General features: G+C 64.3%; 26 protein-coding genes. 16 read left to right on the top strand and 10 right to left on the bottom strand.

Going from position 1 to position 24,279, the window contains the following annotated elements; genetic code table 11:
- Positions 1–18: 18 nt before the first annotated feature.
- Positions 19–924: a lysophospholipase gene (locus OKW29_RS30520; RefSeq protein ID WP_429293674.1), complete on the bottom strand. Its 906-nt coding sequence runs from the start codon at positions 922–924 to the stop codon at positions 19–21.
- Positions 925–1,163: 239 nt separating this feature from the next.
- On the opposite strand from OKW29_RS30520, the gene OKW29_RS30515 reads away from it, so the two are divergent.
- The 6 genes from OKW29_RS30515 to OKW29_RS30490 all read left to right on the top strand — a co-directional run bounded on the left by OKW29_RS30515 (position 1,164) and on the right by OKW29_RS30490 (position 7,522).
- Positions 1,164–2,198, top strand: a complete 1,035-nt coding sequence (locus OKW29_RS30515) for a methionine ABC transporter ATP-binding protein (protein WP_429293673.1) — start codon at positions 1,164–1,166, stop codon at positions 2,196–2,198.
- Positions 2,188–2,841, top strand: a complete 654-nt coding sequence (locus OKW29_RS30510) for a methionine ABC transporter permease (RefSeq protein ID WP_184070708.1) — start codon at positions 2,188–2,190, stop codon at positions 2,839–2,841. The genes OKW29_RS30515 and OKW29_RS30510 overlap by 11 nt, the downstream gene beginning before the upstream one ends.
- Positions 2,842–2,889: 48 nt before the next feature.
- Entirely contained in the window at positions 2,890–3,687 is a 798-nt protein-coding gene (locus tag OKW29_RS30505; RefSeq protein ID WP_429293672.1) for a MetQ/NlpA family ABC transporter substrate-binding protein, read from the top strand.
- 235 nt (positions 3,688–3,922) lie between these two features.
- The gene (locus OKW29_RS30500; RefSeq protein ID WP_184027740.1) at positions 3,923–4,672 is read left to right on the top strand and encodes an electron transfer flavoprotein subunit beta/FixA family protein; all 750 of its coding nucleotides are present in this window, start codon (positions 3,923–3,925) and stop codon (positions 4,670–4,672) included.
- A gap of 13 nt (positions 4,673–4,685) precedes the next feature.
- Positions 4,686–5,633 carry an electron transfer flavoprotein subunit alpha/FixB family protein gene (locus OKW29_RS30495; protein ID WP_429293671.1) on the top strand — a complete coding sequence of 316 codons (948 nt, stop codon included), beginning with the start codon at positions 4,686–4,688 and terminating at the stop codon, positions 5,631–5,633.
- 98 nt (positions 5,634–5,731) lie between these two features.
- Complete coding sequence (locus OKW29_RS30490; protein ID WP_429293670.1) at positions 5,732–7,522, top strand: acyl-CoA dehydrogenase; 1,791 nt, start codon at positions 5,732–5,734, stop codon at positions 7,520–7,522.
- A gap of 139 nt (positions 7,523–7,661) precedes the next feature.
- Here OKW29_RS30490 and OKW29_RS30485 read toward each other — a convergent pair whose 3' ends face one another.
- Positions 7,662–8,948, bottom strand: a complete 1,287-nt coding sequence (locus OKW29_RS30485) for a D-amino acid dehydrogenase (RefSeq protein WP_429293669.1) — start codon at positions 8,946–8,948, stop codon at positions 7,662–7,664.
- A gap of 179 nt (positions 8,949–9,127) precedes the next feature.
- Between OKW29_RS30485 and OKW29_RS30480 the strand changes: the two genes are divergently transcribed.
- A complete protein-coding gene (locus tag OKW29_RS30480; protein WP_090801287.1) occupies positions 9,128–9,616 on the top strand; it encodes an Lrp/AsnC ligand binding domain-containing protein in 489 nt (162 codons plus the stop codon).
- 144 nt (positions 9,617–9,760) lie between these two features.
- Entirely contained in the window at positions 9,761–10,912 is a 1,152-nt protein-coding gene (locus tag OKW29_RS30475; RefSeq protein WP_429293668.1) for a PA0069 family radical SAM protein, read from the top strand.
- 36 nt (positions 10,913–10,948) lie between these two features.
- Here OKW29_RS30475 and OKW29_RS30470 read toward each other — a convergent pair whose 3' ends face one another.
- Complete coding sequence (locus OKW29_RS30470) at positions 10,949–11,416, bottom strand: NINE protein (protein ID WP_429293667.1); 468 nt, start codon at positions 11,414–11,416, stop codon at positions 10,949–10,951.
- 198 nt (positions 11,417–11,614) lie between these two features.
- Positions 11,615–12,709 (bottom strand): PQQ-dependent sugar dehydrogenase, encoded by a 1,095-nt coding sequence (locus OKW29_RS30465; protein WP_429294972.1) that lies wholly within the window; start codon positions 12,707–12,709, stop codon positions 11,615–11,617.
- Between the two features lie 261 nt (positions 12,710–12,970).
- Between OKW29_RS30465 and rpsP the strand changes: the two genes are divergently transcribed.
- From rpsP to OKW29_RS30435, 6 genes are all read left to right on the top strand, one after another.
- Positions 12,971–13,225, top strand: a complete 255-nt coding sequence (gene rpsP, locus OKW29_RS30460; protein WP_013090118.1) for a 30S ribosomal protein S16 — start codon at positions 12,971–12,973, stop codon at positions 13,223–13,225.
- A gap of 134 nt (positions 13,226–13,359) precedes the next feature.
- Positions 13,360–14,094, top strand: coding sequence for a ribosome maturation factor RimM (gene rimM, locus OKW29_RS30455; RefSeq protein WP_429293666.1), 735 nt, complete (start codon positions 13,360–13,362; stop codon positions 14,092–14,094).
- A gap of 25 nt (positions 14,095–14,119) precedes the next feature.
- Positions 14,120–14,887, top strand: coding sequence for a tRNA (guanosine(37)-N1)-methyltransferase TrmD (trmD, locus tag OKW29_RS30450; protein ID WP_184027806.1), 768 nt, complete (start codon positions 14,120–14,122; stop codon positions 14,885–14,887).
- A 149-nt stretch (positions 14,888–15,036) separates the two neighbouring features.
- Positions 15,037–15,423, top strand: coding sequence for a 50S ribosomal protein L19 (rplS, locus tag OKW29_RS30445; protein ID WP_013090115.1), 387 nt, complete (start codon positions 15,037–15,039; stop codon positions 15,421–15,423).
- Between the two features lie 87 nt (positions 15,424–15,510).
- On the top strand, positions 15,511–16,269 hold the full coding sequence (locus OKW29_RS30440; protein ID WP_429293665.1) for an NUDIX hydrolase: 759 nt from the start codon (positions 15,511–15,513) through the stop codon (positions 16,267–16,269).
- A 151-nt stretch (positions 16,270–16,420) separates the two neighbouring features.
- Entirely contained in the window at positions 16,421–17,359 is a 939-nt protein-coding gene (locus tag OKW29_RS30435) for a CobD/CbiB family protein (protein WP_429293664.1), read from the top strand.
- Positions 17,360–17,431: 72 nt separating this feature from the next.
- Here OKW29_RS30435 and OKW29_RS30430 read toward each other — a convergent pair whose 3' ends face one another.
- The 3 genes from OKW29_RS30430 to OKW29_RS30420 are packed head-to-tail and all read right to left on the bottom strand — an operon-like array spanning position 17,432 to position 20,008.
- Positions 17,432–17,752 carry a DUF2007 domain-containing protein gene (locus OKW29_RS30430; RefSeq protein ID WP_184006321.1) on the bottom strand — a complete coding sequence of 107 codons (321 nt, stop codon included), beginning with the start codon at positions 17,750–17,752 and terminating at the stop codon, positions 17,432–17,434.
- Between the two features lies 1 nt (position 17,753).
- Positions 17,754–18,752 carry a ribosome small subunit-dependent GTPase A gene (gene rsgA, locus OKW29_RS30425; RefSeq protein WP_429293663.1) on the bottom strand — a complete coding sequence of 333 codons (999 nt, stop codon included), beginning with the start codon at positions 18,750–18,752 and terminating at the stop codon, positions 17,754–17,756.
- A complete protein-coding gene (locus OKW29_RS30420) occupies positions 18,749–20,008 on the bottom strand; it encodes a M48 family metallopeptidase (protein WP_429293662.1) in 1,260 nt (419 codons plus the stop codon). The genes rsgA and OKW29_RS30420 overlap by 4 nt, the downstream gene beginning before the upstream one ends.
- 227 nt (positions 20,009–20,235) lie before the next feature.
- Between OKW29_RS30420 and orn the strand changes: the two genes are divergently transcribed.
- On the top strand, positions 20,236–20,847 hold the full coding sequence (gene orn, locus OKW29_RS30415) for an oligoribonuclease (RefSeq protein WP_187619754.1): 612 nt from the start codon (positions 20,236–20,238) through the stop codon (positions 20,845–20,847).
- 38 nt (positions 20,848–20,885) lie between these two features.
- Here orn and mog read toward each other — a convergent pair whose 3' ends face one another.
- Together mog and yjgA are read right to left on the bottom strand one after the other, a co-directional pair.
- Positions 20,886–21,527 carry a molybdopterin adenylyltransferase gene (gene mog / locus OKW29_RS30410; RefSeq protein WP_429293661.1) on the bottom strand — a complete coding sequence of 214 codons (642 nt, stop codon included), beginning with the start codon at positions 21,525–21,527 and terminating at the stop codon, positions 20,886–20,888.
- Positions 21,508–22,125 carry a ribosome biogenesis factor YjgA gene (yjgA, locus tag OKW29_RS30405; protein WP_184073814.1) on the bottom strand — a complete coding sequence of 206 codons (618 nt, stop codon included), beginning with the start codon at positions 22,123–22,125 and terminating at the stop codon, positions 21,508–21,510. The genes mog and yjgA overlap by 20 nt, the downstream gene beginning before the upstream one ends.
- A 149-nt stretch (positions 22,126–22,274) precedes the next feature.
- Between yjgA and pmbA the strand changes: the two genes are divergently transcribed.
- Positions 22,275–23,645: a metalloprotease PmbA gene (gene pmbA, locus OKW29_RS30400; RefSeq protein ID WP_184047479.1), complete on the top strand. Its 1,371-nt coding sequence runs from the start codon at positions 22,275–22,277 to the stop codon at positions 23,643–23,645.
- 97 nt (positions 23,646–23,742) lie between these two features.
- Here pmbA and OKW29_RS30395 read toward each other — a convergent pair whose 3' ends face one another.
- Positions 23,743–24,243, bottom strand: a complete 501-nt coding sequence (locus tag OKW29_RS30395) for a dihydrofolate reductase (protein WP_429294971.1) — start codon at positions 24,241–24,243, stop codon at positions 23,743–23,745.
- Positions 24,244–24,279: the final 36 nt, after the last annotated feature.

Here is a 24,279-nt window from a genome sequence, read left to right as displayed (position 1 = left end):
AGCAAGCGCCGCGTCTTGTCAACTCGGTCCCACCGCCCGCCTTTCGATCCACTCGACCAACGCCTCGATCACCCGATCGCGATCGAGGTCGTTCATCGTCTCGTGGTAGCTACCCTCGTGCAGCGTGAGCGTCTTGTCCGGCGAGCCCGCGTGCTCGCCGAACGCGCGGCTGCCGTCGGGCTCGGTCAGTTTGTCGTCGGTGCCATGAAACACGAGCAGCGGCATGCGCAGCCTCGCGCGTCCGCGTTCGATGCGCGCCATCGCGAGCAGCAGCTCGGCGCCCGTGCGCGCCGGAATCGCGTCGTGATGCACGAGCGGATCGTTGAGGTTGGCTTTGACCACCGGCTGAAGGCGCGAGAGCAGCGCAGGGTCGATCTTCATCGCCGGGAAGGTTGGGTAGACGCGGCTGATCACCTGGCTTAGCGCGAGCATCCACTTCGGCACGTCGCGGCCCGGCGCGAGCGCGGGGCTCGACAGGATCAGACCGGCGAGGCGCCGCCCGCTCGCGTCGAGGCGCTCTATCGCATACAGCGCCGCCACCGCGCCACCCATGCTGTGACCCATCAGGAATAACGGCGCACAGCTTTGCGCGGCGGCGTCGAGCAGCGCCTGCGCATCGAGCAGGTAGTCGTCGAAGCATTTCACATAGGCGCGCTTGCCGGGTGCGTGGCCGTGGCCGCGCAGATCGATCGCGACGAGCTCGATGCCCGCCGCGTTGAGCCGGCCCGCTACGGCGGCGTAACGGCCGGCGTGCTCGGCGAGGCCGTGCAGCAGCGCGACCGTCGCGCGTATGGGCCCGTTCGGCCGCCAGCGATACAGCGGCAACTCGATGCCATCGCCGGTCGTCACCGACCCGCGCTGCGGCGCATCTTTATTGAGACTGCCGGCGCTCGCGCGCACGGTGTGGCTCGGAGAAGTCTGCATGGCGGCGGCCTGTGCTGAAGGAGAGTGGCCCGATCATAGTCGTCGCGGCGCGAAGCGCGTGAGCTTCGTGCATAAGGCGCGGCTCTAATGCCCGCAGGTTATGAAAAGATCGAAATTGATTATTAAAGGGCATGTCGTCGCTGCGGTAGAATGACGTCCTCAAATCCCAATAAAAGTAACGGCGGCCGCATGTCGGGAGCACGATGCTCGCCGGCAGCCTCCGCCGTTTTCGTTTGTCCATGATCGAAATACGCAATGTTTCCCAGCGGTTTGCCGGGTCCCGGGGGTGGGTCGAGGCGCTGCACAACGTCAATCTGACGATTCCGGCGGGCGAGGTGTTCGGCATCATCGGCCGCAGCGGCGCGGGCAAGAGCACGCTCGTGCGCACGATCAACCTGCTGACGCGCCCATCCGAGGGCAACATCCTCGTCAACGGCCGCGATCTGACGACGCTGCCCGCCGCGCAACTGCGCGACGCGCGTCGCGAGATCGGCATGATCTTCCAGCACTTCAATCTGTTGTCGTCGCGCACCGTGTACGAGAACGTCGCGCTGCCGCTCGAACTGGCCGGCATGAAGCGCGACGAGATCGAGGCGAACGTGCTGCCGCTGCTCGAGCTCGTCGGTCTGTCGGCGCAGAAGGACCGCTATCCGGCGCAGATCAGCGGCGGGCAGAAGCAGCGCGTGGGCATCGCGCGTGCGCTCGCGAGCAAGCCGAAGGTGCTGCTGTCGGACGAGGCGACCTCCGCGCTCGACCCCGAAACCACCCGCGCGATCCTCGATCTGCTCAAGCGCATCAACCGCGAACTGAACCTGACGATCGTGCTGATCACTCACCAGATGGACGTGATCAAGCAGGTCTGCGATCGCGTCGCGGTGCTCGACGCGGGCCGCGTCGTCGAAGAGGGCAAGGTGATCGACGTGTTCCTGCAGCCGCACCACGAAGTCACGCGCGCGCTGATCGGCGACGTGATCGCGCAGGAGCTGCCGCCCGCCATGAAGGCGCGCGTCGCGCAGCGGTTGAAGACCGGCAGCGGCCATCTGCTGCGCCTCGCGTTCACCGGTTCGGGCGTCGATCAGCCGATCCTGTCGGAGACGATTCGCCGCTACGAGCTCGACTTCAACATCCTGCACGGCCAGATCGACGAAATCCAGGGGCAGGCGTTCGGCTCGCTCGCGGTCCTCGCGGGCGGCGATCCGGCCAAGGTCGCGCAGGCGATCACGTTTCTGCGCGAGCAGGGTGTCGTAGTGGAGGAGCTCTCGCATGTTGAGTGAAATGTTCGATATGTTCGTCCAGTCGTTCTGGGAGACGCTCATCATGGTGGGCGTCTCCGGACTGATTGGCGCTGTGGTCGGCGTGCCGCTCGGCGTGCTGCTGTATTTGACCAACCGCCAGGGCGTGCTCGAAAACGTCGCGTTGAATCGCGTGATGGGCGTGATCGTCAACGCGGTGCGCTCGACGCCGTTCATCATCCTGCTGGTCGCGGTGATTCCGTTTACGCGACTTGTCGTCGGTTCGTCAATCGGCACCGCGGCCGCGATCGTGCCGCTGACGATCGCCGCGGCGCCGTTCATCGCGCGTCTGGTCGAAACGGCGCTGCGCGAGGTCGATCGCGGGCTCATCGAGGCGGCCCAGGCGATGGGCGCGACCACCAGCCAGATCGTCTTCAAGGTGCTGTTGCCGGAATCGCTGCCGGGGGTGGTCGCCGGGTTGACGATCACGTTCGTGTCGCTGGTCGGCTATTCGGCGATGGCCGGCGCGATCGGCGGCGGCGGTCTTGGCGACCTCGGCATCCGCTACGGCTATCAGCGCTTCCTGCCAGAAGTGATGCTCGCGGTCGTGCTGATACTGATCGTGTTCGTGCAACTGGTGCAGTCGTTTGGGGATTGGCTCGTGCGTCGTCTGAGCCACAAATAAACAAGGGCGTTTGGAAGCCCGCTAATAAAGATTCGGAAAAGGTCCATCATGCAACGTCGCTTCATTCTCAAGCTGGCCGCCGCATTCGGCGCGGCAACGCTCTTCGCCACCACCGCGGCGCATGCCGAAGACACGATCAAGGTTGGTGTCACCGGCGGCCCGCACGCGCAGATCATGGACGTCGTGAAGACGGTCGCCGCGAAGAACGGCCTGAACATCAGGATCGTCGAATTCTCCGACTACGTGCAGCCGAACGCGGCGCTCGCGGGCGGCGATCTGGACGCGAACAGCTACCAGCACGACCCGTACTTGCAGGCGCAGGTGAAGGATCGCGGCTACAAGCTGATCCGTATCGCCGATACGGTCACGTACCCGATGGGTATCTACTCGAAGAAGGTGAAGTCGCTCGCCGAACTGCAGCCGGGCGCGAAGATCGCCGTGCCGAACGACCCGACCAACGGCGGCCGCGCGCTGCTGTTGCTGCAGAAGCAGGGCTTGCTGAAGCTGCGCGCCGAGGCGGGCCTGAAGGCGACGCCGCTCGACATCGTCGACAATCCGAAGAAACTAAAGATCGTCGAGCTTGACGCGGCGCAGATTCCGCGTTCGCTGGGCGATGTCGATGCCGCCGCGATCAACACCAACTTCGCGATGGAAGCGGGCCTCAAGCCAACGCAGGACGCTATCGCGATCGAGGACCGGAAAGGTCCCTACGTAAACGTGATCGCGATTCGCGAAACGGACAAGAACAAGCCGTGGGTCGCGAAGCTCGTCGCGGCGTACCACTCGCCGGAAGTGAAGCAGTTCGTCGACAGCAAATTCGGCGGCTCGGTGATCACCTCCTGGTGATGCAACGCCCGCGGACCTCGCAGAACACGACGGCAATGCGAAATTAGAGGTCTGAGTCGGAACCCGGGGTTGTCTCCCGGGTTTTTTGGAGATTAAAATAGAACGATCGTTCGATATTGCCGTTACGCCGCTGAGGAGCGATATCCTCCCGCAAAGCGCCCGCGACACGGCTGTCATGAGGGCAGTCGCTATAATGTTCATCGGGTTGACGTATTCGTAACTTTGGAGCGTGTGCATGAAAATTCTGGTGCCAGTGAAAAGAGTGGTCGACTACAACGTGAAGGTCCGCGTGAAATCGGACGGTACGGGCGTCGATATCGCGAACGTGAAAATGTCGATGAACCCGTTCGACGAAATCGCGGTTGAAGAAGCGGTGCGTCTGAAGGAAGCCGGCGTCGCAACCGAAGTGATCGCCGTGTCGGCCGGTGTTGCGCAGGCGCAGGAAACGCTGCGCACGGCGCTCGCGATCGGCGCGGATCGCGCGATCCTGATCGAATCTGGTGAAGACCTGCAGCCGCTCGCCGTCGCGAAGCTGCTCAAGGCGCTCGTCGACAAGGAGCAGCCGCAACTGGTGATCCTCGGCAAACAGGCGATCGACGACGACTCCAATCAGACCGGCCAGATGCTCGCCGCGCTCGCGAATCTGCCGCAGGCGACGTTCGCGTCGAAGCTTGTCGTGGCGGACGGCAAGGCGACGGTGTCGCGTGAAGTGGACGGCGGCGCGGAAACACTGTCGCTGACGCTGCCGGCCGTGGTCACGACCGATCTGCGCCTGAACGAGCCGCGCTACGTAACGCTGCCGAACATCATGAAGGCGAAGAAAAAGCCGCTGGAAACGGTCAAGCCCGAAGACCTCGGCGTCGATGTCACGCCGCGTCTGAAGACGCTGAAAGTCGCCGAGCCGCCCAGGCGCTCCGCCGGTGTGAAGGTGCCGGACGTGAAGACGCTGGTCGAGAAGCTGAAGACCGAAGCGAAGGTGCTGTGAGGAGACCCGAGAAATGACGAACCTGGTAATTGCAGAACACGACAATGCGTCGATCAAGGCCGCGACGCTGAACACGATCGCAGCGGCACAGAAGATCGGCGGTGATATTCACGTGCTGGTCGCGGGACATAACGCGCAGGGCGCGGTCGATGCGGCCGCGAAGATCGCTGGTGTCAGCAAGGTGCTGCTCGCCGATGCGCCGCAGCTGGCCGCAGGCCTCGCGGAAAACGTCGAAGCAACGGTGCTGACGCTTGTGCAAGATGCGGCGAAGCACTACACGCACATCCTCGCGCCGGCTACCGCCTACGGCAAGAATGTCGCGCCGCGTATCGCCGCGAAGCTCGACGTCGCGCAGATCAGCGACATCACGGCAGTGGATAGCGCCGACACGTTCGAGCGTCCGATCTACGCGGGCAACGCAATCGCGATCGTGCAATCGGCTGATCCGATCAAGGTCATCACCGTGCGCTCGACCGGTTTTGATGCAGTTGCAGCCGAAGGCGGCAGCGCAGCGGTCGAGAAGATCGAAGCGGCAGCCGACGCAGGCCTCGCGCAGTTCGTGAGCCGCGAAGTGACGAAGCTCGATCGTCCGGAACTGACGAGCGCGAAGATCATCGTGTCGGGTGGCCGTGGTCTGGGCAATGGCGAGAACTACATGAAGGTGCTCGAGCCGCTGGCCGACAAGCTCGGCGCGGCGCTCGGCGCATCGCGCGCGGCGGTCGACGCGGGCTTCGTGCCGAACGACTATCAGGTCGGCCAGACGGGCAAGATCGTCGCGCCGCAACTGTACGTCGCAGTCGGCATCTCGGGTGCGATCCAGCACCTCGCCGGCATGAAGGACTCGAAAGTCATCGTCGCGATCAACAAGGACGAAGAAGCGCCGATTTTCAGCGTGGCCGATTACGGCCTGGTTGGCGATCTGTTCACCCTCGTGCCGGAACTCGTGAGCGAACTCGGCTAAGCGCCGCGGCGCCTGAAAGAGGCCGCCGAAAGCAAGCGAAGGGCGCAGGACCGACCAAGTCCCGTGCCCTTTTTTCATATCAAGGGAGGAGAACCGAAATGAGCTATACGGCGCCCATCAAGGACATGCTGTTCGTGATGAAAGAACTGGCCGGACTCGAAGACATCGCGAAGCTGCCCGGCTTCGAGGACGCGAACCTCGACACCGCGCGGGCCGTGCTCGACGAGTCGGCGAAACTATGCGGCGAAGTGCTCGCGCCGCTGAACGTCGACGGCGATCGCAATCCGAGCAGTTGGAAGGATGGCGTGGTCACTGCGACGCCGGGTTTCAGGGAAGCCTTCCGCCAGTTTGCCGAAGGCGGTTGGCAGGGCGTGCAACATCCGCTCGACTACGAAGGCCAGGGCCTGCCGAAGCTGATCGCGACGCCTTGCATCGAAATGCTCAACGCGTCGAACCTATCATTTGCGCTGTGTCCGTTGCTGACCGACGGCGCCATCGAAGCGCTGCTAACCGCTGGCAGCGAAGCGCAAAAACAGACCTATGTGCCCAAGCTGATTTCCGGCGAATGGACCGGTACGATGAACCTGACCGAGCCGCAGGCCGGCTCCGATCTCGCGCTCGTACGCACGCGCGCCGAGCCGCAGGCCGACGGTTCGTTCAAGCTGTTCGGCACGAAGATTTTCATCACGTGGGGCGAGCACGACATGGCGAAGAACATCGTGCATCTGGTGCTCGCACGCACGCCGAACGCGCCCGATGGCGTGAAAGGCATTTCGCTGTTCCTTGTGCCGAAGTTTCTCGTCAACGAAGACGGTTCGCCCGGTGAGCGCAACGACGTGCATTGCGTGTCGATCGAGCACAAGCTCGGCATCAAGGCGAGCCCGACCGCGGTGCTGCAGTTCGGCGATCACGGTGGCGCGCTCGGTCAGCTGATCGGCGAAGAGAATCGTGGCCTCGAATACATGTTCATCATGATGAACGCCGCCCGTTTCGCGGTCGGCATGCAAGGTGTCGCGATCTCGGATCGCGCATATCAGAAGGCGGTCGCGTATGCGAAAGAGCGCGTGCAGAGCCGTCCCGTGGACGGCTCCGCGAAGCAGTCGGTCGCGATCATCCAGCACCCGGACGTGCGCCGCATGCTGTCGACGATGCGCAGCCTCACCGAGGCGTCGCGCGCGCTCGCCTACGTCGCGGCCTCGCACTGCGATATCGCGCATCGTCATCCGGACGATGCGACGCGCGCGAAGCATCAGGCGATCTACGAATACCTCGTGCCGATCGTGAAGGGCTGGAGCACGGAGCTGTCGATCGATGTGACGAGCCTCGGCGTGCAGGTGCATGGCGGCATGGGCTTCATCGAGGAAACCGGCGCTGCCCAGTACTACCGCGACGCGCGCATTCTACCGATCTACGAAGGCACGACCGCGATCCAGGCCAACGACCTGATCGGTCGCAAGACGCTGCGCGACGGCGGCAAGGTCGCGAAGGAACTGCTCGCTGGCGTCGCCGAAACGGTTGAAGCGCTTGGCGCGCAGCAGGGCGCGGCGTTCGCATCGATGCGCACACAGCTCGCGCAGGGCCAGCGCGCGCTTGGCGCGGTCGTCGATTTCGTCGTCGCCAATGCGAAGGGCGATCCAAATGCGGTGTTCGCGGGCAGCGTGCCCTATCTGAAGCTCGCGGGCATCGTGCTGGGCGGCTGGCAGATGGCGCGTGCGCAGCTTGCCGCGGCGACGAAGCGCGACGAGGACCCAGCGTTTCATGACGCGAAGATCGCGACCGCGCGGTTCTACGCCGAGCACGTGCTGCCGCAGGCGGCGGCGCTCGAAGTGGCGATCGTCAGCGCGAAGGGGGGCGAGGGCGTGCTGGCTTTGTCGGAAGACCAGTTCTGAGCATGCCTCGATGCCGGCCGCGATCGCGGCAGCACATTGAAATGCAAACGGCGCCCCGCGAGGCGCCGTTTGTTTGTCCGGCTGCTGTTTGTTGTGGCCTGCGCCGCGGGCAGGGCCGCGTCAGCGCACGCACTCAAACTCACGCATACGCCGGCCGATGCTCGCCCGCGGTCTCGCCGAGATAGCGATGCACCGACAGATCGTCCGCGCGAATCGCAGGCTGCTTGCCCGACATCAAGTCGGCGAGCAGTTGGCCCGAGCCGCACGACATCGTCCAGCCAAGCGTGCCGTGGCCGGTGTTCAGGAACAGGTTCGGAACCGGCGTGCGGCCGACGATCGGCGTGCCGTCCGGCGTCATCGGCCGCAGACCGCTCCAGAACGTCGCCTTCGACGTGTCGCCGCCGCCCGGGAACAGGTCATTCACGGAAAGCTCGAGCGTCTCGCGGCGCGCCTGGCGCAGCGATTTGTCGAAGCCGACGATCTCGGCCATCCCGCCGACGCGAATCCGGTCATCGAAGCGCGTGATCGCGATCTTGTAGGTCTCATCGAGCACGGTCGACACCGGCGCGGCAGCCGCGTCGACGATCGGCGCGGTGATCGAATAGCCCTTCAGCGGATAGACCGGAATCTTCACTATGCCATCGAGGAAGCGCGTCGAATACGAGCCGAGCGCGACCACGAACGAATCCGCGCGCACGAGTTCGCTGCCGCACTGCACGCCGGCGATGCGGCCGCCCGCCATCGCGAGCGCGTCGATCGACGTGTTGTAGCGGAACTTGACGCCCAGTTCCTCGGCGAGCGCCGCGAGGCGCGTCGTGAACATCTGGCAGTCGCCGGTTTCGTCGCCGGGCAGGCGCAGGCCGCCGGTGAGCTTGTGCGACACCGCGGCGAGTGCTGGTTCGGCCTTGGCGAGTTCGTCGGCCGTCAGCAGCTCGTATGGCACGTTGGCTTCCTGCAGCACGGCGATGTCTTTCGCGGCGCCGTCGAACTGCTGTTGCGTGCGAAATACCTGCAGCGTGCCGCCGGTGCGGCCTTCGTACTCGATGCCGGTGTCGGCGCGCAACGCCTGCAGGCAGTCGCGGCTGTATTCGGCCAGCCGCACCATACGGCCCTTGTTCACCGCATAGCGCGGCGCCGTGCAGTTCTGCAGCATCTGCCACATCCATCGCAGTTGGAACGCGGTGCCGTCGACGCGAATCGCTAGCGGCGCGTGCTTCTGGAACATCCACTTGACGGCCTTCAGCGGCACGCCCGGGGCGGCCCACGGCGAAGCGTAGCCCGGCGAGATCTGGCCCGCGTTGGCGAAACTGGTTTCGAGCGCCGGGCCGGCCTCGCGATCGATAACGGTCACTTCGTGACCGGCGCGCGCGAGGTAATACGCACTCGTCACGCCGACGACGCCACTGCCCAAAACGACGACTCGCATAGCTGCTCCAGATATCCAAAAATTGAGTGAGGGCAAGGCGCTCGTCGGAGGTTCGATCTGATTCGATCCGGCGAGCTGCAATGTGAGGTGAAATGCCGTTTGCCCAGTGTTAACCGCTATACTATTAATAGTGAGACAGGTTTTGTTATCGTATTTTCATCATTTTTAGAAAAAACACCATGCGTACCCAGCGCCAGCCCGTGCGGGCTCTCGACAAGCTCGATCACAAGATCCTGCGGCTCCTGCAGCAGGACGGCCGTATGGCGATGAAGGACCTGGCGGAGCAGGTCGGTCTGTCGGTGACGCCGTGCATCGAGCGCGTCAAGCGGATGGAGCGCGACGGCGTGATCACCGGCTACTACGCCCGCGTGAACCCGGCCGAGCTGGGCGCGGCGCTGCTCGTGTTCGTCGAGATCACGCTCGATCACAAGAGTGGCAACATGTTCGATCTGTTCCGGCGCGAGGTGCAGAAGATCCCCGAGGTGCTCGAGTGCCACCTCGTGTCGGGCGATTTCGACTATCTGATCAAGGCGCGCATCGGCGAAATGGCCGATTACCGCAAGTTGCTCGGCGACATCCTGCTGCAGCTGCCGGGCGCGGTGCAGTCGAAGAGCTATGTGGTGATGGAGGAAATCAAGGAGACGCTGACGATCGCGGTGGGCGAGTAGGTGCCGGTTCACTGAGGGGTTGGACGCGCATCAAGCGACCAACGAAGTGCTCGACAAACGGCGTAAACACTGTATATTTATACAGGTGTTTTGCGCCGCTTTCCTTTGACGCTTCCTGTTTGCGTTTGCTTTGCGTGGCCCGCCGTGGATGACCCCGACACCCCTGACATTCCCGAATTTCCGATCGCCCCGCCGGCGCCTCGCAAGGGACGCGGCGCGGTCACGAACCTGCAAGGCCGCTACGAAGTCGACCAGCGCGAAGCCGTCCACGACGGCTGGCAGACGGCCGACGAAGACGGGGAGCCGAAGGTCCTGCGCACGCAGGTGTTCGAGGAGCGCGCAAAAACCATCCTCACACGCAATGCGTCGCCGGACATTCCGTTCAATGTGTCGCTGAATCCTTACCGGGGCTGCGAACACGGCTGCATCTATTGCTTCGCGCGGCCCACGCACAGCTACCTGGGCTTGTCGCCCGGGCTCGATTTCGAAAGCCGCATCTACGCGAAGATCAACGCGCCCGAACTGCTCGAGCGGGAACTGTCGAAGAAATCCTATGTACCCGAGCCGATCGCGCTCGGCGTCGCCACCGATGCGTGGCAGCCGGCCGAACGTGACTTGCGTCTTACGCGTCGTGTGATCGAGGTGCTCAGCGAGCGCAACCACCCGTTCGCGGCGATCACCAAATCATCGCTGATCGAGCGCGACATCGACCTGCTTGCGCCGATGGCCGAGCGCGGGCAATTCATGGCGGCGATCACCATCACCACGCTGGACGCCGACATCGCGCGCACGCTCGAACCGCGCGCGGCCACGCCGTCGCGCCGGCTGCGCACGATCCGTACGCTCAGCGAGGCGGGCATTCCGGTCGGCGTCAGCATCGCGCCGGTGATCCCGTTCGTCACCGAACCGGATATGGAGCGCGTGCTCGAAGCATGCGCCGAAGCGGGCGCCAGCAATGCGAGCTATATCGTGCTGCGGCTGCCGTGGGAGGTCGCGCCGCTGTTCAAGGATTGGCTGGGCGCACATTTCCCCAATCGGGCCGAGCGCGTGATGAGCCGTGTGCGCGACATGCGAGGCGGCAAGGATTACGATTCTTCGTTCTCGACCCGCATGAAGGGAGAGGGCTTATGGGCGGATCTGCTCAGGCAGCGCTTTCACAAGGCCGTGCACCGGTTAGGGTTGAACGGGCGCGACCGCGGCATTCTCGACATGTCGCATTTCCGCCGGATCGAGCCGCCTCGCGCCGAGCAGGTGAGCGCACCGGCGCGCGACAATCCGCAACTGAGGCTTTTCTAGCGCGCAGGAACGTCTGCGGGTCCCGCCACCGGGGCATTACTGCGAAATCGCTTTGGCCGCTTCGACCTGACTTTCGAAGTAGGTCTGGAATGCGAGCGCGAGACCGGTCATCAGCAGAAACGCACCGATCAGCAGCGAAAAGATCACGACGAAAATGACCGTCCAGCCGGAGCGGCTTTTGCGTTGCGTGTGGGTGTTGAATTGCGCATCCCATTTCTGATCAGGACGCAGCCCGTAGACGAGCGCCGCCAGAAACGCGGCAAACAGCGAAACCGCGCCTATCGGCGCGAGCACCCAGCCCAGGATCGACGCGCGCTCGGTCGCGACCAGCAGCATCACGCCGGGAATGCCGACCAGCGTGCCGAGTAGATGCGCCCAGCCGTAGATGTCTCGGGTGCCGTACAGATAGAAGCGGTGGGCGCCGAGGCTGCCGAACAGGAACGCCAACGCGGCGGTGAGCGTCTTGGATCTGAAGCGCGGGGAAGTCGAGGCAGCGGTGGGCATGAACGCGTGGGCAGAGTGACGGGCGGTCGAAAGGAGCGGCGCGCCGCGGGGGCGTGGGCCGACGCGCATTCTACGCCTGCGGCGCGCGGGTGGTCACGTGGAGGACGATCGCCCAGGCTGAAAGCGGGGCGGCGGGATGCGCCGGACCTGGCTCAAGGTGAGTGCAGCCGTTCAGCCGGACATGCGTGCATCCGCGCGTTACGGCGCTGAATACGTGACGCGATAGATCGCGCCGGCGGTATCGTCGCTGATCAGTAGCGAACCGTCTGGCAGCGGCAACACGTCGGCGGGGCGGCCCCAGACCGATTCGCCGGGTTGCAGCCAGCCTTCGGCAAAGACCTGCTGGCGTGCGTGGCTGCCGTCAGGGTCGGTGATCACGCGCACGACGCGGTAGCCGACCTTCTTGCTGCGGTTCCACGAGCCGTGCTCGGCGATGAAGATATTGTTGCGGTAGTCGGCTGGAAACATCGGGCCGTCGTAGAAGCGCATGCCAAGCGCCGCCACGTGCGCGCCAAGCTTGACCACTGGCGGCGTGAATTCGCTGCACGGATGATCCTTGCCGAACTCGGGGTCGGGCGTGTCGCCGCCGTGACAGTACGGAAAGCCGAAGTTCATGCCGACTAGCGGCGCGCGGTTGAGCTTGTCGCTCGGAATATCGTCGCCGAGCAGGTCGCGACCGTTGTCGGTGAACCAAAGTTCGTGGGTGACCGGATGCCACGCGAAGCCGACCGAATTGCGGATGCCGCGCGCGACGACCTCGTAGTGGCTGCCGTCCGGGTTCATGCGGCCAATCATCGCAAAGCGGTCCGGATCTCTCTGGCAAATGTTGCACGGCGCGCCTTGCGGCACGTACAGCTTGCCATCCGGGCCGAACGCAATGAATTTCCAGCCGTGATGCGTGTCCGTCGGCAGCTTGTCGGTGACAACGACCGGTTTCGGCGGATCGTTCAGGTGCGAGTCGATCGCATCGAAGCGCACGATTTTCGACACGGCCGACACATACAGCGCGCCGTCGCGCCACGCGACGCCGGCGGGCATCTGCAGCCCGGACGCGATCACGTGGTGACCCGTCACGCGGCCGTTCCGCAGCTCGAGCGCATACACATGGCCATCGTCGCTGCCCACGTAGAGAATGCCCTTGGGCGACAACGTCATCGCGCGCGCGCTCGGCACCTCGTCCGACAACACTTCGATGTGAAAGCCCGGCGGCAGCTTGATTTTCTCGATGGGCAGCGCGGCGATTGCCGTCAACGCCTGCGCGGCGATAACCGCGGCCGCTACCGCACGTAGAATCCGGTTGCACGAGGTGCGCGAAAGTCCAGCAAAGCGTACGAAAAAGGCAAAAGAGGCGAACGGAAACGGGAGTTTCGGCTGGCGTTGCACAGGCGCTCCTTCAGGTAATTCGGGCGTTTAAGCGGGTTCTCGCACCTCTTGTAGAGGGTGGGTGCAGCCCGGTTCCGCAGTTTATCCCGGTAAGTGTTTGTTATGGCGTCGGTTTCCCGCTATAATCGCGTGTTTCAGTCGTTCCGAACCCCGGTTTTCAAGGATTCTAGTATGGTCATCATCCGCTTGGCTCGTGGCGGCTCCAAGAAGCGCCCGTTCTACAACATCGTCGCCACCGACTCGCGCAGCCGTCGTGACGGCCGCTTCATCGAGCGCGTCGGTTTCTACAACCCGGTCGCTACGAAGGGCGAGTCCCTGCGTATCGCTCAGGATCGCCTGACGTACTGGCAAGGTGTTGGCGCGCAACTGTCGCCGACCGTCGAACGTCTCGTGAAGGAAGCGCAAAAGGCGCAGCCGGCTGCTTGATATGGCGGCCCGCAGGCGTATCGTCGGCGGTTCGGCCGGCGGCTCGCGCAACTCGCGTGAGCAGTCCGATGCGCAATTTGTTTTACTGAAGCAGAAGCCAAAGCAGGCTGCGAAGTTGTTGTCGAGGTTATTCGATGTCTGAGCGTGATTCCGGCAGTTCTGGTAGCGTCAAGGCAGCTTCGCGCGCAAAGGCGTCTGGTCAGGCGTCGTTCGGTGCATTCGTCCGCAAGCCGGTCGAACGAACCGACGGCAAGGCGAAAGAGGCGCAAGCCAATGCCGCGAACGCCGATTTCGAAGCTGCAGAAATGCGCATCGAAACGGCGGCAAGCTGGCCGGCCGATGCGGTCGAAGTCGGCGCAATCGTCGACGCCTATGGTCTCAAAGGCTGGGTCAAGGTAGCCGCGCATGCGGATGCCGGGCAAGGCGGCGACGTCTTGCTGAGCGCGAAGCGCTGGTGGCTGCTGAAGGGCCAGGAGCGCAAATCGGCGCCGTCCTTGCAGGCCAAAACACATAGCGACAGCGTGGTCGCCCGTCTGGGTGGCGTCGCTGACCGCGATACGGCGTTGGCTTTGCGCGGTTCTCGCGTATACATCGGCCGTAGCGAATTTCCGGCGCTCGAAGCCGACGAATTCTACTGGGTCGATCTGATCGGCCTGGACGTGGTGAATCTCGCCGGGCTCTACCTCGGCAAAGTCGCCAGCATGATCGACAACGGCGCGCAGTCGGTGCTGCGCATCGAATATCCGGCTACCGACAAAAACGGCAAGCCGATCGCAGGCGAGCGTTTGATCCCGTTCGTCGGCGTCTTTGTCAAAACGGTGGACCAGGAGGCAAAGCATATCGTCGTCGACTGGGAAGCTGACTATTGAAATCTATCGTTGAGCGGGGAGAGCGATGCAGTTCGATGTCGTGACGCTCTTTCCAGAAATGTTCCGCGCGCTGACTGACTGGGGTATCACCAGCCGGGCCGCGAAGCAGCAGCGCTATGGGTTGCGTACGTGGAATCCGCGCGATTTCACGACCGACAACTACCGCACGATCGACGATCGCCCATACGGCGGCGGCCCCGGCATGGTTATGCTGGCCCGGCCGCTCGAAGACGCGATCAGTGCCGCGAAAGCGGCGCAGTCGGAGCAGGGCATCGGCGCGGCGCGCGTCGTGATGATGTCGCCGCAAGGCGCCACACTGAATCACGAGCGCGTGATGAAGTTCGCGGCCGAACCCGGTCTGATCCTGTTGTGCGGGCGCTACGAAGCGATCGACCAGCGTCTGCTGGACCGTGTAGTCGACGAAGAAGTAAGCCTTGGCGACTTCGTGCTGTCGGGCGGCGAGTTGCCCGCGATGGCGTTGATGGATGCGGTCGTGCGTCAGTTGCCTGGCGTGCTGAACGACTCACAGTCGGCGGTGCAGGATAGCTTCGTCGATGTGCTGCTCGATTGTCCGCACTACACGCGTCCCGAGGAATACGAGGGCGTGCGGGTGCCTGATGTGCTGCTCGGCGGCCATCATGCGGAAATCGAAGCGTGGCGGCGGCGCGAAGCATTGCGCAACACGTTGAACAAGCGGCCCGATCTGATCGTGAAGGCCAGAAAGAACAGAATGCTGAGCCGTGCCGACGAGGCGTGGCTCGCGAGTCTCGCGAAGGAAGAGCCGAAGGCCTGAGGCCCCGGTCTTTCGAGCGGACACAAGGCGGTGCCGTGCATGCGTGTGCGGTGCCAGATGTGAACCCATCCTCTATCGGGGCCGTAGCCCAACGCAGTAAGCGCGTGAGGCAGGTACGAACGCCGACAAGATGGATCTAGGAGTCAGTGATGAATCTGATTGCAAAACTCGAGCAGGAAGAAATCGCGCGCGTTCTCGGCGAAAAGACCATTCCGGATTTTGGTCCGGGCGATACGGTCATCGTCAGCGTGAACGTGGTTGAAGGCACGCGTAAGCGTGTGCAGGCTTACGAAGGCGTCGTGATCGCCAAGCGTAACCGTGGTCTGAATTCGTCGTTCATCGTCCGTAAGATTTCGTCGGGCGAAGGCGTCGAGCGTACGTTCCAGACGTATTCGCCGCTGCTGGCTAGCATCGTCGTCAAGCGTCGCGGCGATGTGCGTCGTGCGAAGCTGTACTATCTGCGCGAGCGTTCGGGCAAGTCGGCTCGAATCAAGGAAAAGCTGGTCTCGAAAGACCGCGCTGCTTCCCAAGCGTAAATGCTGTAAGAAAAGGCACCCCTCGCGGGTGCTTTTTTGTTGGCCAGGTCAAAATAGCGGCATGTCCACGCTCATCAGAGAGACCCGTTGATCCGCCCCGTCTTTGAGCCCGAAACTCTGCCTGTCATCGCGACAGGCGCCGATCTGCCACCGGTCGCGCGCGAGCGTCTGACGCCCGATGCACTGCGGGCGCGCTTTGATCGGCAGCTTGCCTGGACACCCGAGAAAATTGCCGATGCGCCGTGGCGCAATACCGACCTCGATCCGCGCGTGGCCGCGGTGCTGGTGCCGCTCGTCGTGCGCGCGCGTGATCTTACCGTGTTGCTCACGCAGCGCGCGGACCATCTGAACGATCACGCCGGTCAGGTGAGTTTTCCCGGCGGCCGCCAGGAACCGTTCGACGCTGATGCGACTGCTACGGCTCTGCGCGAAGCGCGCGAAGAGGTGGGCCTCGACGCGTCGCGCGTCGAAGTTCTCGGCGCGTTGCCCGACTATCTCACTGGCACCGGCTTTCGCGTGTCGCCGGTCATCGCTCTTGTGCACCCGCCGTTCTCGCTGGAGATCGATACGCTCGAAGTGGCCGAGGTCTTCGAAGTGCCGCTCGCGTTCCTGATGGACCCGTCCAACCACGAAGAGCGCCTGTTCCGCTACGAGGGCGGAGAGCGCCGCTTCTTCGCGATGCCGTATCCGCGCGGCGAATTGACGGTGGCTCCGGAGGCCGCCGAGCAGCGCGGCGCGCACCACCCGCAGACGGTCACGCCAGCAGCCGTGCAAGGCGGCCATCATTTCATCTGGGGCGCGACGGCGGCGATGCTGCGCAACCTGTATCGGTTCCTCGCCGCATAAATTACGTGACTCGCATCGCCCCGTCGACGATGCACAGTTGCGCGAACGACGCACTTGTCGGCGCTTTGTCAGCATCCGCGTTCAGACTCATCCGACCCTGTGCTATCGTTATAAAACAATCGTAAAAAACTTAAAAAGCACGGCGCATCGCATGACTTTTTTCTCCGTATTGCTGGCTCTGATCATTGAACAGGTACGCGCGCTGTCGCCGAACAATCCGTTGTCCGCGTTGCTTCAATACCATGCGGAGTCGGCGGCGCACGGATTCGATGCTGGCAAGCAACGTCACGGTCTGCTCGCGTGGCTCGTCGTGGTGGTGCCCTGGACGCTCGCGGTCGCGCTCGTCTACTACGTGCTGTATCACATTCACTTCATGCTCGCGTTCCTGTGGAACGTCGTGGCGCTGTACTTCACGCTCGGCTTCCGGCAGTTCAGCCATTACTTCACCGACATCCATCTCGCGTTGAACAACGACGACGTGCCACGCGCGCGCGAAATTCTCAACGAATGGACGGGGCTCGAGACCGTCGACATGCCGGTCAGCGAGATCGTGCGTCACACGCTGATCCACGCGGTGGTCGCGTCGCATCGTCATGTGTTCGGCGTGTTCTTCTGGTTCCTGATTCCGGTCGGTCCCGCTGGCGCGGTGCTGTACCGTTGCGCGGAATATCTCGCGCGCGCATGGGCGCGGCCGGCCGACGACCGCACCGTCGCGTTTTCGAGCTTCGCGCAGCGCGCGTTCTTCGTGATCGACTGGGTGCCGGCGCGGCTGACGTCGCTGGGCTTTGCGATCGTCGGCAATTTCGAGGATGCGATTTACGCGTGGCGCAACCATGCGCGGCAGTGGCCCGATACGAACGACGGCGTGTTGCTCGCCGCGGGCAGCGGGGCGCTCGGCGCGCGCCTGGCCGGGCCACTCGCGGAGCCGTCGAGCCTCGACGCGCTCGCCACCGGCGACGGCGGTCCGATGCAGGTCGGCGACGACTGCACGCCGCGCACGCTGCAATCGGCAGTGGGGCTGGTGTGGCGTGCAGTCGTACTGTGGATGATCCTGCTGTTGATGCTGACCATCGCGGTGTGGCTCGCCTGAAGCGGCCAGGCCATGCGCGCAGCACAAGAAGAAGCCGGGCAATGCCCGGCTTCTTCAATTCCCGACGCCGCTTCACCCCTTCAACGGATCGCGCACAGTCCCGCATTGCCAGCACACGGTGAACTGCGCCTCGAGCACCTCGCCGCACTGCTGACATTGCCATGGAGGCGCGCCCGGCGCCGGTCCTCGCGAGGCCGCTTCGATCAGCCGCCGCGCGATCGCCTCATCGCGTTCATCGACGAGCCACAACTCCGGCGCGCACTGGTCGGCCGGAATCTCGCCGAGCGCCCCGTTCAGATAGCGGTTGTGCAGCTCGCAAGCGATGCCCGCGGTCTCCAGCACGTTGACCCAATGCTGTCCGATGATCAGGTTCGGCGCGCGCATCAGCTTCATGTCAGCGGACAATCAGGCTCGCCTCGTGCACGAGCTGCGCATAAAGCGCATGCCGTTCGCGGCGGATGCGCCCGTCGGCGACCGCTTCGAGGATCGCGCAGCCAGGCTCGTGCAAATGATGGCAGTTATAGAAACGGCAGTTTGGCAGTAGCGGCCGGAACTCGGGGAACGCGCGTTCGAGCCGGCCTTCGGTCAGGTGATGCAGGCCGAATTCCTGAAAGCCCGGCGAGTCGATCAGCGCGCCGGCCGCGCCGTTGACGCCATTCACGCCGGTCGTGCCCTCCGACCGCGGCAGCGGATAAAGACGCGTGAACGTCGTGGTATGGCGCCCGCTGTTCAGCGCGGTCGAGATCTCGCGCGTCGCGACTTCGGCATCGGGAATCAGCAGGTTCACGAGTGTCGATTTGCCCATGCCGGACTGGCCGAGCAGCAGCGTCGCGTGACCATGCAGATGTTCGGTCAGCGTGGCGCGTGCCGCCTCGGGCTGCATCCGGATCGACGCTTCGAGCACCGGATAGCCGAGCGCGCGATACGGCTCGAGCCGCTTGCGCGCGCCGTCCAGAGCATCGGTGACGTCGATCTTGTTCAGCACGATCAGCGGCTTCAATTCGTTCGCCTCGGCGGCGACGAGCGCGCGGCCGAGCAGATCCTCGCTGAAATGCGGCTCGGTGGCGAGCACGATCAGCAACTGGTCGAGGTTCGCGGCGAACAGCTTCGACTTGTACTGATCCGAGCGATACAGCAGATTGCGCCGCTCGCCGATCTCGACGATCACGCCTTGATCCGCCGAGGTCGGCTCATAGATCACGCGATCGCCGACCGCGACCTCGCTGCGCTTGCCGCGTGGGAAACATTGCAGCAACGCGCCGCCGTCTTCAGGAGCGACCAGATAGTGGCGGCCGTGCGCGGCCACCACGAGGCCGCCCGTGCGCGCGCCGTGCATGCCGGATGCGGTGGCCGACGCGCCGCGCGCCGCCTTCTTCGGAGCGCGGCCGCTCATGCGTGCTGCAGCAGTCGGTCGATCCGCTGCGAGGCCGGCGGATGCGAATAGTAGAACGCGGTGTAGATCGGATCGGGCGTCAGCGTCGACGCGTTGTCCTCGTACAGCTTGACGAGCGCATTGACGAGATCGTGCGCGTCGGTTTGCGTCGCCGCGAACGCGTCGGCTTCGAACTCGTGCTTGCGCGAGCTGAGACTGCCAAGCGGCGTGACGAAGAACATGAACACGGGCAGCGCGAGGAAGAACAGCACGAGCGCGAGTCCGCTATTGCCGCCGACGAGCGACGGCCGCACGCCGAGCCCTTCGTAGAACCACACGCATTGCGTCAGCCAGCCGAGCAGCGCGAGCATCGCGAGGCTGATCGCGAACGTGACCAGCATGCGCTTCATCACGTGACGACGCTTGAAGTGGCCGAGCTCGTGCGCGAGCACCGCTTCGATCTCGCGGCCCGACAGGCGCGCGAGCAGCGTGTCGAAAAACACGATGCGCTTGCTCGCGCCGAAGCCGGTGAAGTACGCGTTGCCGTGCGCCGAACGGCGGCTGCCGTCCATCACGAACAGGCCCTTCGCGGCGAAGCCGCAGCGCTTCATCAGCGCCTCGATGCGGGTCACGAGCGCTTCATCCTTCAGCGGCTCGAACTTGTTGAAGAGCGGCGCGATGAAGGTCGGGAAAATCAGCAGGCCGAACATCTGGAACGCGACCCACACGACCCATGCCCACAGCCACCACAGGTTGCCCGCGCGGTTCATCAGCCACAGCACGACGAACAACAACGGCAGGCCGAACGCGATGCCGAGCAGCGCGCCCTTCAGGCGGTCGAAAAAGAACAGGCTTTTGCTCATGCGATTGAAGCCGAAGCGTTGCTCGACGACGAACTGCCGGTAGTAATCGAACGGCAGGTCGATCGCGCTCGTGATCGCGATCACAGCGGCAACCAGCGCGATCTGACCGACGTAGCCGCGGCCGAGCCAGTCGGAGATCGCGAGATCGAGCATCTGCACGCCGCCGAGCAGCGTGAGCCAGATCAGCAAGGCCGCGCCGACGACGATCTCGACCATCGCGAGCCGCGTGCGCTCGACCGTGTAGTCGGCCGCGCGCTGATGCGCGGTGAGCGCGATGGTGTTCGCGAACTGGCTCGGCACCTGTTCGCGATGCGCGACGACGAAGCGGATCTGCCGCGACGCGAGCCAGAGTTTGGTGCCGACCATCGCGACGACGGCGACGACGAACAGGGCGGTGAAGTACAGGGTAGGCATCCGGGGATTCCGTGGTATCTATGCGAGAATTATATGTTTCTTCCCGCCTTGCGGCGGAGATACGGTTTAACGCGACGGTTCAACGCAAGAGCTCCGGGTAGCAGTTCAGGGCGGCGCTTTGGCGCGGCCGGCCCGGCTCGAACCGCGCGAATCGATTTCAAACGAACACATGCCGCGCCGCGCGGGTTTCCAGCTAAGCCCGCCGCGCGGCCCTCAGGGTTGCCTTCATGACTGACATCCTCGCATCCACCGAACAGCCGCCGCTCGTGCGCAGCGACATGAATCTCGTCTGGCTGGACATGGAAATGACCGGGCTCGAGCCCGACACCGACCGCATCATCGAGATCGCGGTGGTGGTGACGAATTCGACGCTCGACAGGATGGTCGAAGGTCCGGTGCTCGCGATTCATCAGAGCGATGAAACGCTCGCGAAGATGGACGAGTGGAACCAGAACACGCATGGCCGCTCGGGGCTGATCGATCGCGTGAAGGCGTCGACTGTCAGCGAGGCCGATGCGACCGCGCAGATCCGCGAGTTCCTCGGCCAGTACGTGCCGCCGGGCAAGTCGCCGATGTGCGGCAACTCGATCTGCCAGGACCGCCGCTTCATGGCGCGCTGGATGCCGGATCTGGAGAGCTTCTTCCACTACCGCAACCTCGACGTGAGCACGCTGAAGGAGCTGTGCCGGCGCTGGCAGCCGGTCATCTACAAGGGCTTCCAGAAGCGCGCGATGCACACGGCGCTGGCCGATATCCACGAGTCGATCGACGAGCTGAAGTACTACCGCGAGCATTTCCTCGTGCCGTCGGCGCCGGACGCCGCCGCGAGCGCTCAGTAAAGCGCGGGCCTGCACGGGCCGGCCACGAACCTCGAACCTCAGTCTTGCCGCGGCGCGCGTTGCGCGCTCTTCGGCCGGAACGCCTTGACCACGTCGACGTTCGTTTCTACGTAAGGGCCGCCGATCAGGTCGATGCAGTACGGCACCGCCGCGAAAATCCCTGGCACCTTGACCATGCCGTCATCGCGCAGGCCTTCCAGCGTTTCCCTGATCGATTTCGGCTGGCCGGGCAGGTTGATGATCAGCGCGGCGTGTCGTTCGGTTTCGCGGATCACCGCGACCTGGCGCGACAGGATCGCGGTCGGCACGAAATTCAGGCTGATCTGCCGCATCTGCTCGCCGAAGCCGGGCATCTCCCTGGTCGCGACAGCGAGCGTCGCCTCGGGCGTCACGTCGCGGCGCGACGGTCCGGTGCCCCCGGTCGTCAGCACCAGATCGCAGCCCACTTCGTCGACCAGCTCGATCAGCGTCGCCGAGATGGTCGGCGCGTCGTCGGCGATCAGCCGCGTGACCACCTGCCATGGCGAGCTCAAGGCCGCGCCGAGCCACTCCTGCAGCGCCGGAATGCCCTTGTCCTCGTAAACGCCCGTCGACGCGCGGTCGCTGATCGACACGAGGCCGATCACGATTTCGTCGGGGTGCTGACGTTGCTTACGTTGATCAGGCGTCGCGGTCGTCATCGTCGTCTTCCGCGGCGAGGTTGGGGTCGTGCGCGTCTTGCGCTTCGTCGTCGGTGCCGGCCGCGCTCTTGATCCACTGGAACAACTCGCGGAAGTAGCGCGGCGGCTTGCTCTGCTCCGCTTCCTTGCGCGCGTTGCGGATCAGCGTGCGGCCCTGCTGCGGGTCGGCGCTCGGGTGCTGGCGGATGAACTCGGTCAGCGCGGCGTCGTCGGCCAGCAGCTTTTCGCGGGTGCGCTCGATCCAATGGAGCTTCGCCGTCTCCGACTTGTTGATGCCCTTGTAGGTGTCGAGCGCGGTGCGCAGCGCGGCGGTTTCGGTGTCGAGCAGCGAGCGCATCACGCGGCCGACGTACTGGATCTGGCGGCGCTTGCCTTCGTGGTCGGTGATGCGGCGCGCTTCGCGCACGGCTTCGTCGAGCTTTTCGGGCATCGGCATGCGCTTGAGCGCGTCTTTCGGCAGCGCAACGAGTTCCAAGCCCAGATCCTGCAACGCCTGCATTTCGCGTTTGACCTGGGACTTGCTCGGACGATCGTAGCCGTTTTCGTCGACTTCCGTGACGACGGATTCGATCGGTTGAATGCGGGTTTTGCGTGTCATGCCGGTATTGTAACTTGCCGCGCCGGCCCGACCCGCGGCGGCGCGTACCTTGCTATGATCGCGGGATGCATTTATCCCGCACCCGCGCGCCCGCGCCGAATACGGTGCGCATATCCGGGCCGCGCGGCCCCAACAGGACGGCAACCACAATGGCAGCAGACATGGACGTCAAGCAGCGCTTTTTTCCGCATACCCAGGATGAGCTGAAGGAAATCGCCTCGGACATCCTTCGTCACGCGAAGGCGCTCGGCGGCACCGACGCCGCGACCGAAATCTCCGAAGGCGACGGCCTGTCCGTCTCGGTACGGCGCGGCGAAGTCGAGACGATCGAGCACAACCGCGACAAGATGGTCGGCGTGACGGTGTTCATCGGCAACAAACGCGGTAACGCGAGCACCTCGGACTTCTCGCCGCAGGCATTGAAGGACACGGTCGCGGCCGCCTACAACATCGCGCGCTTCACCGCCGAAGACAATTGCGCGGGCCTCGCCGAAGCGGAGCTGCTCGAAACCGCGCCGCGCGACCTCGATCTGTACCACCCGTGGAATCTGTCCGCCGACGAAGCGGTCGAAATCGCGCGCCGCGCCGAAGACGCCGCGTTCGCGACCGATCCCCAGATCAAGAACTCGGAAGGCGCGAGCGTGTCGGCACAGCACTCGCAGTTCGTGCTGGCGACCTCGCGCGGCTTCCTCGCCGGCTATCCGTATTCGCGCCACTACGTCGCGTGCGCGCCGATCGCCGGCAGCGGTCGCAACATGCAGCGCGACGACTGGTACACGTCGACGCGCAGCGCCGACGAACTCGCCGATCCCGAAGCGGTCGGTCGTTACGCGGCGCAGCGCGCGCTCGCGCGCATCGGCGCGCGCGGCCTCGACACGCGCAAGGTGCCGGTGCTGTTCGAGGCGCCGCTCGCGGCGGGCCTGCTCGGCGCATTCGTGCAGGCGACGAGCGGCGGCGCGCTGTATCGCAAGACTTCGTTTCTGGTCGACAGCCTCGGCAAGCCGGTGTTCGCGCCGCACGTGCAGGTGGTCGAAGACCCGCACGTCGCGCGCGCGATGGGCAGCGCGCCGTTCGACGAGGAAGGCGTGCGCACGCGCCAGCGCTCGGTCGTGAAGGACGGCGTCGTCGAGGGCTATTTCCTGTCCACCTACTCTGCGCGCAAGCTCGGCATGAAGACCACCGGCAACGCGGGCGGCTCGCACAACCTGTCGCTGCTCAGTTCGAACACGCGCCCCGAGGACGACTTCGAGGCGATGCTGAAGAAGCTCGGCACGGGTCTGCTGCTGACCGAACTGATGGGGCAGGGCGTCAATTACGTGACTGGCGACTACTCGCGCGGCGCGTCGGGTTTCTGGGTCGAGAACGGCAAGATCCAGTATCCGGTCGAGGAAATCACGGTCGCGAGCACGCTGCAGGAGATGTTCCGTCATATCGTCGCGGTCGGTGCGGATACGATCACGCGCGGCACCAAGCAGACCGGCTCGGTGCTGATCGAGCGGATGACGATCGCGGGGCAGTAAGCCGCACGGCGCGTTCCAGCGCAGCTCCGTATCAAACGAAAACGCCACGCAACTGAACGTTGCGTGGCGTTTTTTATCGCTTGCGCGGCGCGCGCCGTCAGACGTCCTTGCGCTGATACGTGACGAATGCGTAATCGAAGTCGTTGGGCGCATTCGAGTGATGCGCTTCGCGCGCGATTTCTTCCCACCCCTGCGGGTCGATCGCGGGGAAGGTCGCGTCGCCGTCGAAGTCGGCGGCGATTTCGGTGACGATCAGCTTGTCCGCATGGCGCAGCCCTTCGTCGTAGAGCTCTGCGCCACCGATCAGAAACGCCTGCGGCGCCTGGTCCTGCGCGGCGAGCGCGAGCGCTTCGTCGAGATTGGTCGCGGTGTCGCAGCCCTGAAAGCGCCGCGAGGCATCGCGCGTGACGACGATGTTGCGGCGTCCCGGCAGTGGCCGGCCGATCGATTCATGCGTTTTGCGGCCCATGATGATGGGCGCGCCCATCGTCGTGCGCTTGAAGAATTTGAGGTCTTCGGGCAGTCGCCAGGGTAACTGGTTGTCTCGGCCGATCACGCCGTTGCTGGCGCGAGCGACGATCAGGGTGAGCGTCGTCATCGAATGGAAAGAGGAGGGTAACCGGGCGATTCTACC

Origin of the sequence: Paraburkholderia sp. CI3, assembly GCF_050436505.1 — a bacterium.
Lineage (GTDB): Bacteria > Pseudomonadota > Gammaproteobacteria > Burkholderiales > Burkholderiaceae > Paraburkholderia > Paraburkholderia tuberum.
Note: the sequence above shows the minus strand (reverse complement) of the source record. Positions and strands in the feature narration are given on the sequence as shown.

What these genes read in the sequence shown, in the direction of transcription:
- OKW29_RS30520 (WP_429293674.1), bottom strand. Translation starts at nt 924, where the DNA reads ATGCAGACTTCTCCGAGCCACACCGTGCGCGCGAGCGCCGGCAGTCTC.
- OKW29_RS30515 (WP_429293673.1), top strand. Translation starts at nt 1,164, where the DNA reads ATGATCGAAATACGCAATGTTTCCCAGCGGTTTGCCGGGTCCCGGGGG.
- OKW29_RS30510 (WP_184070708.1), top strand. Translation starts at nt 2,188, where the DNA reads ATGTTGAGTGAAATGTTCGATATGTTCGTCCAGTCGTTCTGGGAGACG.
- OKW29_RS30505 (WP_429293672.1), top strand. Translation starts at nt 2,890, where the DNA reads ATGCAACGTCGCTTCATTCTCAAGCTGGCCGCCGCATTCGGCGCGGCA.
- OKW29_RS30500 (WP_184027740.1), top strand. Translation starts at nt 3,923, where the DNA reads ATGAAAATTCTGGTGCCAGTGAAAAGAGTGGTCGACTACAACGTGAAG.
- OKW29_RS30495 (WP_429293671.1), top strand. Translation starts at nt 4,686, where the DNA reads ATGACGAACCTGGTAATTGCAGAACACGACAATGCGTCGATCAAGGCC.
- OKW29_RS30490 (WP_429293670.1), top strand. Translation starts at nt 5,732, where the DNA reads ATGAGCTATACGGCGCCCATCAAGGACATGCTGTTCGTGATGAAAGAA.
- OKW29_RS30485 (WP_429293669.1), bottom strand. Translation starts at nt 8,948, where the DNA reads ATGCGAGTCGTCGTTTTGGGCAGTGGCGTCGTCGGCGTGACGAGTGCG.
- OKW29_RS30480 (WP_090801287.1), top strand. Translation starts at nt 9,128, where the DNA reads ATGCGTACCCAGCGCCAGCCCGTGCGGGCTCTCGACAAGCTCGATCAC.
- OKW29_RS30470 (WP_429293667.1), bottom strand. Translation starts at nt 11,416, where the DNA reads ATGCCCACCGCTGCCTCGACTTCCCCGCGCTTCAGATCCAAGACGCTC.
- rpsP (WP_013090118.1), top strand. Translation starts at nt 12,971, where the DNA reads ATGGTCATCATCCGCTTGGCTCGTGGCGGCTCCAAGAAGCGCCCGTTC.
- rimM (WP_429293666.1), top strand. Translation starts at nt 13,360, where the DNA reads ATGTCTGAGCGTGATTCCGGCAGTTCTGGTAGCGTCAAGGCAGCTTCG.
- trmD (WP_184027806.1), top strand. Translation starts at nt 14,120, where the DNA reads ATGCAGTTCGATGTCGTGACGCTCTTTCCAGAAATGTTCCGCGCGCTG.
- rplS (WP_013090115.1), top strand. Translation starts at nt 15,037, where the DNA reads ATGAATCTGATTGCAAAACTCGAGCAGGAAGAAATCGCGCGCGTTCTC.
- OKW29_RS30435 (WP_429293664.1), top strand. Translation starts at nt 16,421, where the DNA reads ATGACTTTTTTCTCCGTATTGCTGGCTCTGATCATTGAACAGGTACGC.
- OKW29_RS30430 (WP_184006321.1), bottom strand. Translation starts at nt 17,752, where the DNA reads ATGAAGCTGATGCGCGCGCCGAACCTGATCATCGGACAGCATTGGGTC.
- rsgA (WP_429293663.1), bottom strand. Translation starts at nt 18,752, where the DNA reads ATGAGCGGCCGCGCTCCGAAGAAGGCGGCGCGCGGCGCGTCGGCCACC.
- OKW29_RS30420 (WP_429293662.1), bottom strand. Translation starts at nt 20,008, where the DNA reads ATGCCTACCCTGTACTTCACCGCCCTGTTCGTCGTCGCCGTCGTCGCG.
- orn (WP_187619754.1), top strand. Translation starts at nt 20,236, where the DNA reads ATGACTGACATCCTCGCATCCACCGAACAGCCGCCGCTCGTGCGCAGC.
- mog (WP_429293661.1), bottom strand. Translation starts at nt 21,527, where the DNA reads ATGACGACCGCGACGCCTGATCAACGTAAGCAACGTCAGCACCCCGAC.
- yjgA (WP_184073814.1), bottom strand. Translation starts at nt 22,125, where the DNA reads ATGACACGCAAAACCCGCATTCAACCGATCGAATCCGTCGTCACGGAA.
- pmbA (WP_184047479.1), top strand. Translation starts at nt 22,275, where the DNA reads ATGGCAGCAGACATGGACGTCAAGCAGCGCTTTTTTCCGCATACCCAG.
- OKW29_RS30395 (WP_429294971.1), bottom strand. Translation starts at nt 24,243, where the DNA reads ATGACGACGCTCACCCTGATCGTCGCTCGCGCCAGCAACGGCGTGATC.